We start from the raw sequence: 14,065 nt of genomic DNA on the forward strand, positions 1-14,065 counted from the left end.
TTCTCAGGTGCGGCGGTGCACGCGGGCCCATATGGGCCCGGCGGCGACGGTGGTGTACGGGGTTTCGAGCGGGAAATCATCGTCCACCGAGCGGATTTCGTGCGAGCCGATCAGCGTGGCCAGCGCGAGCGTGGCCTCCAGCATCGCGAAGTGCTGACCGATGCAGGCGCGTGGTCCGCCGGCGAACGGGATGAACTGCCAGCGGTCGCGGTCCTTGGCGTTCTGCGGGCTGAACCGCTCCGGGTCGAATTCCAGGGGGCGGTCCCACAGCGCGGGGTCCCGATGGACGGCATAGATCCCGATGCCGACCAGGCTGCCCGCCTCGACGCGGTATCCGTCTACCGCGACATCGCGCAGCGCCAGCCGGCCGACGCCGGCGGCCGGCGGGCACAGCCGAAGCGACTCGTTGAGCACCTGCACGGTGTACCCGAGCCGGCCGACGTCGTCCGGGGTGAGGAGCCGGTCACCGACCGCGCGGGCCTCGGCGGCCACCCGGTCCTGCATGTCCGGGTGGTGGCCCAGCGCCCAGAGCGCGTAGGTCAGCAGCGTGGCGGTGGTGTCGTGACCGGCCAGCATGAAGACCAGCAGTTCGTTGCAGATGTCGTCGTCGGACAGCGCGCGACCGGTCTCCGGATCCGAGGCGTGGATCAGCGCATGGACCAGTGGCGCATCCCGGGTCGGGTCCGCACGGCAGGCCTGCAGGATGTCGCGGGTCACGGTCTTCATGGTGGCCACCGCGGCGTTGGCGCGGCGGCGCTGCGGCGTGGGCAGCCAACGAGGCGCCCGTACGGGTTTCAGCGCACGGTCGGCGGCGTAGCCCGCGGCGACGGGCAACGGACCGGCGATCACGTCGGCCTTCGCGTCGAGGTCCAGCCCGAGGATGGACCGGCCCAGTGAGCGCATCGTCAGTCTGCGGCACTCGTCGTCGAGGTTCACCTGAGCGGTCTCGCCCCAGCCCTTTCCGACCATCTGCGCCGCCCGCGACATGTGCCCGCCGAATCCGCGCACGCTGGGCTTGGTGAACACGGGCTGCAGCGCGCGGCGACGCGGCACCCACGGATCGTTGGGGAGGACGAACAGGCTCTCACCGCCGAGGTCGCGGACCTCGTCGTGAACGCGGCATCGTTCGGCCGACTCGTGATTGCGACCGAGGACGTCGCGGATTCCGGCCGGTGAGGTAACCACGACGATCTGCGGGATCATCCACTTCGGCCCGAGTTTGAGCCGGATCACCGGCCCCGCAGCCTGGCGCAGCACCTCCTGGCCGGTGTGGAAGTTGCGCACCAGGGGCAGCAACTGCCGGTACGGCAGCGGGTTCTTCGGCGCCAGGGGCAGCGCGTCGAGGTCGAGGTCAACGTCAGTCACAACCCGTCCATCATTGCGTGCACACCCGTCCGTGCGCGACCCGGGTGAGCGCGCACGGCGCGTCTCGACCCTCATGTCGCGTCATCATCGCAGCTCAGACGGCGCGACGTCAGTTCACCGAGGCCGTCGCTCCGTCGGCGTTCGCGCGCAACGTCTTGCGCTCCCACGGCCAGGTCATCAACGCCCACACCACCATGACGACCGCGATCTCGGCGACCAGGTACACCGGCCACGGGCCCAGGACGTCGAGCACCGACGCGGTCGGCGGCTTGGCGTTGAGATAGCCGTAGTTGGTTCCCGCGATCGCGTTGAACGCGAGCGTGAAAGCAACCCACCCCAGCGTCACGACGACCGCGAACCGGTAGTCGGCCCAGCGCGGTCGCATCCCGCGCCCCCAGGTGAGGTAGACCGCCGCCCAGACGACGAGCACGTGCAGGGTGAAGAACGTGACGAACAGGTGGTGGGGGAAGTCGGGAGCGCCTTCCTCGGGGGTGCCGATGTCCGGGGTGAGCAGGGCCTGTGAACTGAGCACCAGCCCCCAGAAGTAGGTGAGCACGAACGCCCGATGCCGCTGGGACCACAGGGCGTAGGCCGCCGTCAGTTCGGCGATGTCGCACAACTGCAGCGGCACGGAGGTGGCCAGGTCCGACCGGATGAGCTTGTAGACGAGCGCCGTGAGGAAGGCGCCCAGGATCAGGACGGCCAGCACCCGCCCGACCAGACGCGCCTGCGCCTCGGTCTGTCGCCGCCCGTGCCACACCAGCAGCGCGGCCCCGACAACGAACACGATCAGCACGGTCAGATGCGAAGGGCCGTAGGCCGAGAACTCACGTTGCGCTGCGATCAGCTCCACCACGGTGTCGATCATCGCAGGGCGTGCCGCGGTTCCCCGAGAGGTGCGCCCTAATTGCACCCGCCCGCATTGACCCACCTGCCGTTGTAGCTGACGCACCCCGTGACGTTCGGCGGCGGCGGTGGGTCGTACGGCATGGGCGCGTAGTAGGCCGGCGGCGGAACATAGGGGGCGACCGCGTCGGCGATATTGGCACACCCGCTCACAGAGACTCGGCGGCCGACGCTGGCGCACACGTCCGCGTCGGCGACGCCGGGCGCGTACACCACTATTGCGCCGGGGATGGTCCCGAACGCCGCGACTGCGGCCGCGGCGGTGAATGTCCGTGTCCAAAGAGTCATCGCTTCACTCCTCGATGCGCCCGCCGTGCCTCAAATCGGTGTAACACGTCACGGCGGACCCAGAGGCCCCGCCGCGGGTGCGTCACAGCGAGCCCGCAGGTCGGTCAGGGGCTGGCGGATTCCGTTGATCTCCATCTCCACCTGGCGGTTGGCGGTCATGTAATCCTGCACCCTCCCGCGGAGCTCCTCGTTGGGCAGACCCCGAAGGCTGGTGAAGAAGTTGTTGACGTCCGGATGGGTGAACAGATAATTGCCCATCGCGGTCCCGACCACACCCGACACCTGGGCCAGATCGGCCGCCGTGCATCCCGGCTGCGGTGGTGGAGGCGGAGGTGCCGGCTGAGCGGACGCCAGCCCGGCGCCTCCGAGGATCATCGCACTCACACCCAGAACGCCCAGGCCATTTCGTATGCCACAGCTCGACCGCAACATCGCCGACTCCCTCATTGCGCGTCCGAAACTGATGACACCGTAACCACAGTGCGCGCCGAGACGGCGCGATTACGCGAATCGGTCTTGTGGATTCGACGCAAACATTTGTGATGGCAACGGATCTGAGCATCTCAGCTACCTTTGGTCGCGCTCACACTCTCGGTGCGCGATCAGATCGCTCACGCCCATCACGCCGGACCGTTGCCGAAACTCCTGCACCGTATAGCCGACGACGGTCGCGTCGGTTCGGGCGCGCACAGTCGCCGAGCGCGGCAGGTTGAACAAGACGCCGAGTTCGCCGAAGTAATCCCCGGGCTGGGCGACTTTCACCAATTCCTCTCCGCCACCGGACAGTTCATGCACGATCTCAAGCTCGCCCCGAGTGACGACATAGATCAGATGCCCCATGGTGCCCTGTCGGAACAGCACTTCGCCGGCCCCCAGGTCCACGGTGTCGAGCGGCTGGTTGCTCGACGGGAGCGCGGGCAGCAGTTCGACGACGCGGTCAGCCATCGGCAGCATGCGGCTGTCGTGCGTCGCGACCACCACGACGCGTTCGCCCTGCGCGAGCGAGCGAATCAGCCGAAGCACTCCTTCTACCTGGATGAAATCCAGGTGGGCGGTCGGTTCGTCGGCGAGGATCAGCGGCGGGTCGACCGCGAGCGCACGAGCGACTGCGACGCGCTGCTGCTGACCGCCGCTCAAGTCACCTGGACGGTGTTTCATCCGCTCCGCGAGTCCGACCCGGCTCAAGAGGTCTTCGGCGCGCTGACGCGCACGGGCGCGCGACGCCCCCGCCATGCGCAGAGGAACCATGACGTTCTCGATGGCGGTGAGGCTAGGGACGAGGTTGAACGCCTGGAACACGATGCCCACCGTGTCGCGTCGGTGCCTCGCCAACTCGCCGCCGTCGAGTGCGGTGATGTCAACGCCGTTGAACCTGATGCTGCCGGACTGCGGCCGCAGGATGCCGCCGAGGCAGGACAACAGGGTCGTCTTCCCACAACCGCTGGGCCCCAACAGAATCAGGAGCGACCCCGCCGACACGTCGAGGCTCAAGCCGTTGATCGGCCGGACGGCGTACCCCCCGCTGGAGTACTCGACGACCAGATCGCGAATGGTCAAGGCGCTCACCGCTCACGGCCCTCCGAAGGCCAGCGCCGGGTCGACCGCCACGATCCGCCTGACTCCGGCGACGCTCGCCAGCAGCCCGATGCCGACGGCGATCACCGGCAGCGCGACGAAGGCGCGCACCGGCACGACGACATACATAGGGAAAAGCGGCGCCAGCAGCTGCGAGAGCACCATGCCCAGCGCCGCCGCGAGAAGAGCGACTACGACCGCCTGAAGGGCCAGCCCCGCCAAGATCGAGACCGTCCGCGCGCCGATCGCCTTGAAGACCGCGAAGTCGCGCATGCGTTCCAGGGCAGAGACATACACGACCGACCCGACAATCAACGCGGCCACGACCCACAGCAATGCTGCCACGATCGTGATTCCGTCCACCCCGGCCTTCAGCGGCCGCAGCAGGTCGTCGACACCTGTTGCTCGATCGACGACGTCGAAGCCTTCGGGAGCCTGCTGTGGAAGGCCGACCACCCCGATCGACGTGACCAGCGGCTGACCGTTGTACGCCAACTGCTGCAGGCCCTCGGTCGTCAGAAAGAGATTGGGCATCTTCGCCAGTGCGGTGGAATCGGGCACGATGCCGACGATCTGCAGCGTGCGCGCGCCGGCCTGCACCTCCTCTCCCACGCGTCGACCGAGGGTGCTCGAGGCCGCGACCTCGTTCGGTGCCGACGGAGCGCGGCCCTCCGTGACCGACGGCATCCCGGGACCGCGCTCCGGGGCTCCGAACGCGTTGGCGTTCCGGGTCGCCGTGCCTTCGCGGACCGTCGTCGCGGCCGTGGCGAGCGGGGCCGCGGCTGTGACGCCCGGTGTCTCGGCCACCTGCGAGAGGTTGGCGGGGATGAACGGCGTCGCACCGAGGAACGGCCCGTTCGCGCCCGCCCGAATCACGAACGCGTCGACGCCCATCGAATCAACGGTGCGTTCGGCTTCGACGCGAAAGCCGTTCGCGAGTCCGGTCAACACCAATGTCATCGCGAAAACCAGGCCGGTGCTGACGATCGCGATGAAGAAGCGTCGCCGTCGCCACTGCATGTCGCGGATCGCCGCGAACAACATGGGGTCGACGGTACCGAGACCGCCCTGTCCTGCCGAGGACTTTGGCGGGATTCTCCGCGGAACTGACCCCGGGGATGGCGGCGCCGTTGTTACCATCGCGCCGTGCATGATCCGCCGAGGCCGTCCGGTCGCGGCGACCCGCGCTCCGTCTCCCGGCGCAGAGCACTGATCTACGGGCTCTGCGCGCCGGCTCTCCTGGCCTCCGGTTCCGCGATGGCGACGGTTTCCGCCCAGAGGGCTTCGGCCGCCGATTTGAGGATGATCGACTTCACGCATCGGCAGGTCCCGCCCGACCAGATCAAGGCGGCGGGCTTCGACGGGGCGCTCGTCTATGTGTCCGAGCTCCGGCCGGGGGCGGACTTCGATTTCAAGCCGGTCACCCGCGGCTACGCGGATGCGCTCCGCGCTGCGGGTCTTCGCGTCGCCAGCTGCTATCAGTACGGCAAACCCGGGTGGCCAACACCGTCGGACTTCACCCGCGGGTACGACGGTGGCGTCGCGGACGCCCGGACCGCCATGCGGCTGCACTCCGCGGCCGGTGGGCCGGCGTCCGCGCCGATCTTCTTCAGCATCGACGAGGACATCGACGCCGACACGTGGGGAAGCGTTGCGGTCGAGTGGTTGCGCGGGATCAATTCGGTGCTGGGCGTGGACCGCACCGGCGTCTACGGACACGCCCGGGTGTGTGCGTGGGCGATCGACGACGGCGTGATAGGGCGCTCGACGGCGCCGGGACACTGGTGGGCGTGGCAGACCAGGGCCTGGTCTGATGGGGTGCGCGAGCCCAGGGCTGTCCTCTACCAGTACGTGATCGTCACCGCGTCGGACCCGGGTTTCCGCCTGGGCGGCACCAACGTGGATGTGAACGAGGTCCTGGCGGCCGATTTCGGGCAGTGGGATCTCGACCGCGCGTGACGGGGCTCAGCGCGGCGCGGCGCCGTACAGGCCGAGGGCCCGGGCGGTCAGCGTGGCCACTTCACCGCGCAGCGTCGAGATCGGCCAATTGCCCCGCGGGTGAATCGCGTTCGCGAGGAGGACGACGTAGGTGTCCGAACCCGGATCGATCCACACCGAGGTTCCGGTGAAGCCGGTGTGGCCGAAGCTGCCGACGGGAAAGACCGTGCCGCGCGGCTGTGAATGGGCGGTGTCGATGTCCCACCCGAGGCCGCGCAGATTCTGTCCCCTGACCGCGGGATAGTCCGGCGCCAGCAGCGGATGCCGTACGTTCGGCGTGTTCGTCATGGCTTCCGCGGTGGCCTGCTGCGCTGTCTCGATTTGTCGAGCCGTGCTTCCGGGCTGCTGAGGGGCCGTCATCGTCTCGAGGGTCGCCTTCGCGAGCGGGAAGGCGCTCGGGCGGCCGGCAAGTCGATCCAGCAGGGCCTGGGCGAAGACGCCGACGTCGTGCGCCGTGGAGAACACACCGGCGTGCCCGGCCACCCCACCCATCCGCCGGGTCGTCGTGTCGTGCACGGATCCCCGCAGCAGATGGTCGAAGTCGGGATTCGTGCGCGGATCGCGGCGGCCTTCGTCGTCATGGGCCGTGGGCGCGATGCGCGAGAGCAGATCGGTGCTCCACGATCCTTCTGGACAACGCGCCTTGACGGCGGCGCGCGCCGTGGGCGCCCACCGCACCGCGACTCCCTTTACCGTGTGCGGACCGCATGCCTTGGCCGGCGGCAGGTAACCCGTGTCCGACATGTCAAGCGGCGCAAAGATGTTCCGCTCGACATAGACGTCTTCGGGCTCACCGGTGACCCGCTCGATCAACGCGCCGAGCAGGATGAAGTTGATGTCGGAATACCGGTAGACCTCTCCGGGCGCGGACAGCAGCGGCGTGGTGAGCGCGCGATGGAGGCCCTCCTTCCTGTCGGCGCGGTTCAGTCCCCACGGATCGTCGAGGTTCACGTCCGGCGCCTCACCCGAGAAGTGGGTGAGCAGCATGCGAACCGACACCTTGGCACGCACGGGGTCCTGCGAGGTGTTGAAGCCGGGCAGGTACTTCTGCACGGGATCGTCGAGTGCGACCCTGCCCTGTTCGTGGAGTTGCATGACGGCCATCGCCGTGGCGAGGCACTTGGTCAGCGACGCCAGGTCGAAGATCGTGTCCTCGGTCATCGGCTCCGCGGGGGCCGCCACCCCGTCCAGCCCGGGTTCACCGGCCAGTTTCCGGTCCCCGTACGCATGGTGGAACACGACCTCTCCGCGGTGCCCGACCAGCACCACCGCACCGGGCAGCCGCCGCGCCGCGATCGCGTCGTTCACCACCTTGTCGATCGCCGAGAAGTCGGCGGTGACCGCTTGCCGAGGCGGCGACGGGCGGGGAGGCGCGGCGGATGTCGGAGGCGGTGCGGCGACCGCGGCCGGTGGCGGCGCCACAGGCGTGTCCCCGACCCGCGCCGACTGGGCGACGTGCCCGCACGCCGACACGACGGCGAGGACCACCAAGATAGTTGCCGATGCAACGGCTTTGCGGACAACGCGTCTGACGGCGGGGACATCGGCTGACGTGTCAGTGGCCACAGGGAACGCCGTCGGATTCGGGGCTAGGTCGGCCATCAGCATAGGCGGCGATGCCATCGCCGGTCCCGAATCGCGTCGTATCGTCAGCGTCGCACCCTCGCGCTGCACACCGGCCAGGCGCCCCAGCCCTGCTTCGCCCGGGTGACCTCCGCGATCGCGATCTGCTCCTCACGGGTGGCCAGGTCGGCGCGCGGCGCGTAGCGCAGTCCGCCGTACGCCTCCCAGGTGCTCTGTTTGAACTGCACGCCACCGTAGAAGCCGTTGCCGGTGTTGATCGCCCAGTTGCCGCTCGATTCGCAGGTGGCGAGCGCATCCCACGCCGTGGTGACCACCGGCGGCACCTGCGTTCCCGGTTTGGCGCCGACCCGTTGGACCTGAGGCCGGGCGGGTGACACCACGCTGCGCGCCACCACCTGTCGCGCCACGGGCCGGCCGTTGACCGTGGAGACGGCGAAGGTGACGTCCTGGGTGCCCGGGCTGCCGGGGTCGGCGACCACGCTTCGGCTGATGTTGATCGTCGGGTCATGGATCCGCCGCAGCGGCGCGGGTAGCGGCAACCGCTCGGAGACCTTGTGCACCCTGACGCGGGTGACCACGATCTGCATGCCCTCGCGGACCGGATCGGACGCCCGCGGCACCACCCTGTCGCTCTGCTGGAGCGGCGCGCCCGCGGCATCGAGCAACTGGCCGACAGTGGCCGCCGCCAACCGTCGCTCACTCTTGAGGCCGCCGTCGTTGATGTACACCCGCTTCGGACTGACCACCGCCAGCGCCATACCGGCCACCGGTACGGGAGTGGCACGCGATGCGCCGACGGGCGCCACCTCGTGCATCGACAGCCGCTTCAGGGCGTCACCGACGGTCATCGCCGTCGTCCAGACGTGTTCGGCCGGCCGGCCGTCGACCGACACCTGCAGCGGGCGACCGCGTTTCAGCACGATGGTGTCGGACGCGCCTACCGACTGATCCGCCCTCGGGGTGACCTCGTCGTGCTCACCGACGGCATAGCCGTTGTCCCGCAACACGTCGGCCACACGCGACTGCATCGTCGACACCGTCGTCGAGACGCCGTCGACGGACAGCGTGACGCGCTTGGCCGCGACGGCGGCGTACCCGCCGGCGCACATCAACGCGACCAGCAGCGTTCCCACCACCGCACGGTGCCTGTTCGTGGTCGCGCGCACCGCGACCGGGCGCGTCGCGTCCTCGACGGTGTCGGTTCGTTCGGCGTCGGCCAACATGGCCAACACGTCCTCCGCCAGTGCGCCTCTGGCCGTCCCGCGCAGCGTGATTCCGCCCAGCCGCTCGACCCCGGAGGCCTGACACCACACCAACACCTCGACGAACAGCGGTGTCAGCGCGGCGACATGTCGCCTGCGGAATTGCGCGATCGATCGATGGTCCGGAGCTCGGCCCCCGGCCAGCCACCGAAAACAGGCGTCCTCGACGCACTTTCGCGCGATCATCCGCGATGAGGTGACTCCGGTCGCGCAGCCGTACAACAGGATCGCGGCCATCGACCGCGGATTCCCCGACGCCGTGCCGCGCCCGTCGGCACGGTCATCGCGGAGGCGGCCGAGATCGACGTATTCGTCGACCAATACGGCGATCACCCGGGACAGGTACTCGGCCGACAACCCACCCGCCAGGGACGGCGACAGCGGCGACCTCTCGTCGTCGGCCGCTCGGCGAAACGCCCTGTCCTCCAGCGTCGTCATCAGCGAACCATCATGCCCCCGACTGGCGATTCCGCCGATCACCCGGCCCGGCGTGTTGTGTGACGAGCCGACCGGTACCGCATGAGGGCGACGAGGGCAGCGCCGGCCAGGAGTGAAACCGCCGTCGGCAGTACCCAATTGCCGAACCGCTGGAATGCTGTGGGCTGCGCGGCGAGCGGAACGTCCACCACGATCACGCCGGTCATGGTGTCGGGATACCAGGCGAGTCGACGACCCCGCGCGTCGAAAGCGGAGCTGACACCGGACAATCCGGCGTGCACCGCCGGGTGACCCACCTCCACGGCGTGGACCGCGACTTTGCTGGCCAACTGCGGCTGCGCCCAACTCCCTTGGTATGTCGAGGTGGAACTCTGATACACCAGCAGCTGCGCGCCGCGCTCGACCAGGTGGCGGGGAAGATCGGAGAACGTCGCCTCGAAACTGATCAGCGGCCCGACGGCGAGGCCACGGCCGGTGTGCAACACGACCGGTTCACTGCCGCGCTGCCGGTCCTCCGCCGCGGCCTTGGTGTGCCGTGTCGCCCACCCGAACAGCGGCCGCAGCGGCACGTACTCACCGAACGGTACGAGACGCATCTTCGAGTAGGAGCCGCGCGGCCCGTCCGGTCCGATCAGCATCGACGACTTGCGGATTGCGCCCGAGCGATCGCGGGCGTCGACGTTGACGAGCAGGTCCGCGCCAACCCGCCGGGACAGATCGGCCAGGCGTCCCATGTCCTCCGGTCGGCCGGCGAGATCGACCCCGACGCTGCTCTCACCCCAGACGATCAGGTCGAGCTCCCGGCCGCGCAGTTGTCCGGTCAGGGCTTCGCCGGCGGCCTGGCGGGCCGCGGAGTCCTCGATGTCGCCCGGTTGCACGAGCGCCACCCGGACGGTCGGCCCGACCGCCGGTGCCGGACCCAGCCGGAACCAGGCCGGGCCGAGCGCCACGCACACCACCGCCACCGCTGCCGCGACGATGCGGACGGCGGACCGCCGATGAAGGATCGTCCCGACGATCGCGGTGTTCGCCGCCACGATGAGAAAACCGGTGAGCCCTACGCCGCCGAGCGACGCCGACGCGAGCGTGGCCGGCTGATTCCACTGCGAGGCGCCCAGCGGGGCCCACGGACCACCCAGACCGGGCAGCGACCGCACCATCTCGGCCACGATCCAGGCGCTGGGCAGCACCACCAGCGCCGCGTATGTCCGTCCCGCCGTGACCTGCTCACCGAACAGCAGATACGTGGCCGCCCCCCACGGCACCCACAACGCGCCGAGCCCGAGGGCCAGCACGAGCAACAGCGGCCCGGCGCTGGGCAGCAGCCAGTACTGGGTGGCCAGGACGTACGCGGCCATCCCGCACCACGCCCGGAGTGCCGCTGCCCGGACCGTCGCCGCCGCCCGCACCACGAGAAGCAGCGGGACGACGCCGACCCACGCCAGCCACCACCACGACGGTGCGGGAAACGCCAGTGCGGGCAGTCCGCCGGCGACGAATGCCCCCGCGAGGCCCGGCCACGTCCTCACACCGCCCACCGTCCAAGGGTCACCCGCCGTTGCCGATCACGCCGGCCTTCCTGCGATACCGGCACGCTACGGTGATCGACCATGCGGCTCATGACCGCTCCCCCACGCTTCGGTCAGTCTGACTGCGAGCGCATTGTCGACGGCGCGCTGGCACAGCCGGTCCTCGCCGTCACCAGCCTGGCTTTTGTCGCCGCCGGACTGGTCGTCCTGTGCTCGGCCGCCCGGTGGAGGGCGCCCCTGGCGTGGCTCGCCGGAGTGGCGCTCGTCGCGGTCGGGATCGGCAGCGTCGCATTCCACGGTCCGCAGCCGTCGTGGTCGAAACCGGTGCACGACCTGCCGATCATCGCCGTCGGGCTGGTGTATGTCGTCATCCTCGCCCGCAGCCGTCGGCGATTGCGGTTGGTATGGGCGCCGGCGGCGGGAATCTTGGCGCTGGGACTCGCGGCGTACGCCGCGGGACGCTCGGGATCGCCGCTGTGCCGGCCCGACAGCCTCTGGCAGTTCCACGGCGCGTGGCACGTGCTTTCGGCCATCGCGGCGGTGTGGGCCGTCCGCGCCGTGGCGCCGAGGCGGTGTGGGACCGTGTCGAGGTGAGTTCCGATGCCCTGTTGCGGGCGTGATGCGCGCTGTCGTCTTCGAACAGTTCGGCGGCGCCGTGGCGGTGCGTGCCGTCGCGGATCCGGTCCCGCCGCCGGGCGGAGTGGTCGTCGAGGTGCACGCGACCGGCCTGTGCCGCAGCGACTGGCACGGGTGGGCGGGTCACGACGACGGGATTGCGCTGCCTCATGTTCCGGGTCACGAGCTGGTGGGCGTGATCGTGGCGGTGGCCGACGGCGTCGAGACATGGACGGTCGGCGAGCGCGTCACCACACCGTTCGTCTGCGGATGCGGTCGGTGCCCGTGGTGCCGCGACGGCCAGGCACAGGTGTGCCCGGACCAGACACAACCGGGCTTCACACACTGGGGGTCGTTCGCCGAGTACGTCGCGCTGCATGCGGCGGACACCAACCTCGTCGCCGTCCCGGAGTCGGTCGACGACGCCGCAGCCGCGGGGCTGGGCTGCCGGTTCGCCACCGCCTACCGCGCGCTGAGCGCCCGGGCGCGGGTACGGGCCGGCGAGTGGGTGACGGTCATCGGGGTCGGCGGTGTCGGGCTCAGTGCGGTGCACATCGCCGCCGCGTTCGGCGCGCGGGTGATCGCGGTGGATCGGGAGCCGGGCGCACTCGAGATGGCGCGCACCCTGGGCGCGGAACACACACTGCTCGCCGACGGATCCGATACGGCGGCACGCGTGCACGACCTCACGGGCGGGGGCAGTCACGTCTCCGTCGACGCGGTGGGATCCCCCACGGCGTTGGCCGACGCAATCCACAGCCTCCGACGGCGCGGACGCCATGTGCAGATCGGTCTCCTGCCGAACGTGACAGGACACCCGGCGGTCCCGATGGACCGGGTGATCGCGTGGGAGCTCGACGTGCTGGGCAGCCACGGTATGGCCGCGGTGGACTACCCCGCCATGTTGCAGCTGATCGAGGCGGGCAGGTTGCGCCCGCAGGCGATGGTCGAGCGCGTCGTCGGACTGGCCGAAGGTGCGCACCTTCTGCCGCTGGTCGGCACCGCCGCACCCGTCGGCGTCACCCTCATCGATCCGCGACGGGAGTAACCAGATGCCCAACGATGCCGTGACCGGTCGCCTGAGCCCCAAGCCGTCGGCGGGCTACATCTACGAGACCTCGTGGCCCGTCCCGACCGGCGACATCGGCGAGCAGCTGCAACTGCGCCTCGACGGAGTGGCCCGCTATATCCAGGAAGTCGGCGCCGAGAACCTCCTCGATGCAGGCGAGGCCGAAGCGCATCCGCACTGGCTGGTCCAACGCACGGTGATCGACGTGATCGAACCGGTCGAATGGCCCAACGAGGTGTCGTTCAGCCGGTGGTGCTCGGCGCTGTCGACCCGGTGGTGCACCATGCGTGTCGACCTGGTCGGCAGCGAGGGCGGCCGGATCGAGACCGAGGGTTTCTGGATCGCGATCAACGAACGGACCCTGACACCACAACGGGTCTCCGACAGCCTGATCGAGAAGTTCGCGAGCACCACCGAGGAGCACCGCCTCAAGTGGCGACCGTGGCTGACCAACCCGGCGGACACCGACGTCGCCGCACCCTTCGCGCTGCGCCGGACCGACATCGACGTGTTCGAACACGTCACCAACACCGCGTATTGGCATGCGATCCACGAGGTCATGGCCGAGGCGCCCGAGGTGTGCCGGGCCCCCTATCGCGCTGTCGTCGAGTACCGGCGGCCGATCCGATACGGCGAAGACGTCACGCTGAGGTGGGTGCGCCGCGACGGCGAGGTGCACATCGCCATCACCGTCGGCGACGAGGTCCGCGCCGCAGCGCTGCTGCGCAGACTCGGCTGACGCCTGCGCGACCTGAACGCTGGGAAAGACGGACTTCCCCGCCAACCTGCAGTAGAACTACCGCAGGTGGGGTTACCGGCCACGGTAGGTCGCAGAGGCGAAAGGAGTGCACGATGGCGAAGATCACGCTGGCCGACGGACAGGTTGTGGAACTGTCGCCCCAGGAGCTGGCCGAGTTCGTCGCCGCGCTCAAAACCCACCCGAACACGGAGCCCGAGCAACCGAAGCCGCGCCGCCGGCGCCGCGCGCGTCCGAATCCACTGGGCAAGCGGGGCGCCAGGCTGGAAGAGGCTGACTGCATCCATCCCACGACGGACGTCAACGACGTGTGCCTGCGCTGCGGGGAGCACGTACCGGACCCGGATGCCCCGCCGAAGGCGGCCTCGCCTCGTCGCGACCGGCGCAGTCGCAGCCCTCGCAAAGTCACCCCCAAGGCGACTACCTGGGCGTCGGGAATGAAAGACCACGCGAAGCCGGTCATCGAGCGCCCGCTGTACAACGCGCTGAACATCCTCATCCAGCACCGTGACCCGATGAAGCGCGATGTCATCGCCGACCGGTTGCAGATCATTCCCGAGGCGGCGGGCGAGCGACTGCAGGAGCTGAAGAAGCTCGGCTTGGCGACATGCGAAGGCAAGTCGTGGATCGCGACATCCGAGGCGCGTCAATTGTTTCCGAGGATTCGCGTGGCGTAGGG

At 69.5% G+C, this 14,065-nt stretch carries 14 protein-coding genes and 1 pseudogene; 5 read left to right on the forward strand and 10 right to left on the reverse strand.

What is annotated here, in order from left to right; translation table 11 throughout:
- Positions 1 to 3 precede the first annotated feature (3 nt).
- From AU196_RS21300 to AU196_RS21320, 6 genes are all read right to left on the reverse strand, one after another.
- Positions 4 to 1,365 carry a cytochrome P450 gene (locus AU196_RS21300; protein WP_059097061.1) on the reverse strand — a complete coding sequence of 454 codons (1,362 nt, stop codon included), beginning with the start codon at positions 1,363 to 1,365 and terminating at the stop codon, positions 4 to 6.
- Positions 1,366 to 1,474: 109 nt separating this feature from the next.
- Positions 1,475 to 2,233 carry a YwaF family protein gene (locus AU196_RS21305; RefSeq protein WP_502687277.1) on the reverse strand — a complete coding sequence of 253 codons (759 nt, stop codon included), beginning with the start codon at positions 2,231 to 2,233 and terminating at the stop codon, positions 1,475 to 1,477.
- A 35-nt stretch (positions 2,234 to 2,268) separates the two neighbouring features.
- Positions 2,269 to 2,559: a hypothetical protein gene (locus AU196_RS25320; protein WP_082695821.1), complete on the reverse strand. Its 291-nt coding sequence runs from the start codon at positions 2,557 to 2,559 to the stop codon at positions 2,269 to 2,271.
- A 48-nt stretch (positions 2,560 to 2,607) separates the two neighbouring features.
- Positions 2,608 to 2,934, reverse strand: a complete 327-nt coding sequence (locus AU196_RS21310) for a heme-binding protein (protein ID WP_231737669.1) — start codon at positions 2,932 to 2,934, stop codon at positions 2,608 to 2,610.
- A gap of 192 nt (positions 2,935 to 3,126) precedes the next feature.
- Positions 3,127 to 4,125, reverse strand: coding sequence for an ABC transporter ATP-binding protein (locus AU196_RS21315; protein WP_059097063.1), 999 nt, complete (start codon positions 4,123 to 4,125; stop codon positions 3,127 to 3,129).
- Positions 4,126 to 4,128: 3 nt separating this feature from the next.
- Positions 4,129 to 5,178 (reverse strand): ABC transporter permease, encoded by a 1,050-nt coding sequence (locus AU196_RS21320; protein WP_059097064.1) that lies wholly within the window; start codon positions 5,176 to 5,178, stop codon positions 4,129 to 4,131.
- A gap of 102 nt (positions 5,179 to 5,280) precedes the next feature.
- Here AU196_RS21320 and AU196_RS21325 point away from each other — a divergent pair, with 102 nt between their 5' ends.
- Positions 5,281 to 6,093: a DUF1906 domain-containing protein gene (locus AU196_RS21325; protein ID WP_059097065.1), complete on the forward strand. Its 813-nt coding sequence runs from the start codon at positions 5,281 to 5,283 to the stop codon at positions 6,091 to 6,093.
- A gap of 6 nt (positions 6,094 to 6,099) precedes the next feature.
- On the opposite strand, the gene AU196_RS21330 is transcribed toward AU196_RS21325, so the two are convergent.
- From AU196_RS21330 to lnt, 4 genes and pseudogenes are all read right to left on the reverse strand, one after another.
- Positions 6,100 to 7,623: a serine hydrolase domain-containing protein gene (locus AU196_RS21330; protein WP_502687278.1), complete on the reverse strand. Its 1,524-nt coding sequence runs from the start codon at positions 7,621 to 7,623 to the stop codon at positions 6,100 to 6,102.
- Between the two features lie 158 nt (positions 7,624 to 7,781).
- The gene (locus AU196_RS21335) at positions 7,782 to 8,882 is read right to left on the reverse strand and encodes a resuscitation-promoting factor (protein WP_059097165.1); all 1,101 of its coding nucleotides are present in this window, start codon (positions 8,880 to 8,882) and stop codon (positions 7,782 to 7,784) included.
- A 198-nt stretch (positions 8,883 to 9,080) separates the two neighbouring features.
- A pseudogene (locus tag AU196_RS26405) lies at positions 9,081 to 9,416 on the reverse strand (transposase); the annotation flags it as partial.
- Between the two features lie 38 nt (positions 9,417 to 9,454).
- Positions 9,455 to 10,945: an apolipoprotein N-acyltransferase gene (gene lnt / locus AU196_RS21340; RefSeq protein ID WP_059097166.1), complete on the reverse strand. Its 1,491-nt coding sequence runs from the start codon at positions 10,943 to 10,945 to the stop codon at positions 9,455 to 9,457.
- Between the two features lie 90 nt (positions 10,946 to 11,035).
- Here lnt and AU196_RS21345 point away from each other — a divergent pair, with 90 nt between their 5' ends.
- The 4 genes from AU196_RS21345 to AU196_RS21360 all read left to right on the forward strand — a co-directional run bounded on the left by AU196_RS21345 (position 11,036) and on the right by AU196_RS21360 (position 14,063).
- Positions 11,036 to 11,539: a hypothetical protein gene (locus AU196_RS21345; protein WP_231737671.1), complete on the forward strand. Its 504-nt coding sequence runs from the start codon at positions 11,036 to 11,038 to the stop codon at positions 11,537 to 11,539.
- A gap of 25 nt (positions 11,540 to 11,564) precedes the next feature.
- Positions 11,565 to 12,608, forward strand: a complete 1,044-nt coding sequence (locus AU196_RS21350; protein ID WP_059097067.1) for a zinc-binding dehydrogenase — start codon at positions 11,565 to 11,567, stop codon at positions 12,606 to 12,608.
- Between the two features lie 4 nt (positions 12,609 to 12,612).
- The gene (locus tag AU196_RS21355) at positions 12,613 to 13,368 is read left to right on the forward strand and encodes an acyl-[acyl-carrier-protein] thioesterase (protein ID WP_059097068.1); all 756 of its coding nucleotides are present in this window, start codon (positions 12,613 to 12,615) and stop codon (positions 13,366 to 13,368) included.
- 113 nt (positions 13,369 to 13,481) lie between these two features.
- Entirely contained in the window at positions 13,482 to 14,063 is a 582-nt protein-coding gene (locus tag AU196_RS21360; RefSeq protein WP_059097069.1) for a hypothetical protein, read from the forward strand.
- Positions 14,064 to 14,065 lie beyond the last annotated feature (2 nt).

This window comes from Mycobacterium sp. IS-1742, assembly GCF_001500125.1.
Lineage (GTDB): Bacteria > Actinomycetota > Actinomycetes > Mycobacteriales > Mycobacteriaceae > Mycobacterium.

Bases quoted from the DNA above. Each gene is read 5' to 3' on its own strand.
- AU196_RS21350 (WP_059097067.1), top strand. From the start codon at position 11,565: ATGCGCGCTGTCGTCTTCGAACAGTTCGGCGGCGCCGTGGCGGTGCGT.
- AU196_RS21360 (WP_059097069.1), top strand. From the start codon at position 13,482: ATGGCGAAGATCACGCTGGCCGACGGACAGGTTGTGGAACTGTCGCCC.
- AU196_RS21310 (WP_231737669.1), bottom strand. From the start codon at position 2,934: ATGATCCTCGGAGGCGCCGGGCTGGCGTCCGCTCAGCCGGCACCTCCG.
- AU196_RS21345 (WP_231737671.1), top strand. From the start codon at position 11,036: ATGACCGCTCCCCCACGCTTCGGTCAGTCTGACTGCGAGCGCATTGTC.
- AU196_RS21355 (WP_059097068.1), top strand. From the start codon at position 12,613: ATGCCCAACGATGCCGTGACCGGTCGCCTGAGCCCCAAGCCGTCGGCG.
- AU196_RS21305 (WP_502687277.1), bottom strand. From the start codon at position 2,233: ATGATCGACACCGTGGTGGAGCTGATCGCAGCGCAACGTGAGTTCTCG.
- AU196_RS25320 (WP_082695821.1), bottom strand. From the start codon at position 2,559: ATGACTCTTTGGACACGGACATTCACCGCCGCGGCCGCAGTCGCGGCG.
- AU196_RS21320 (WP_059097064.1), bottom strand. From the start codon at position 5,178: ATGTTGTTCGCGGCGATCCGCGACATGCAGTGGCGACGGCGACGCTTC.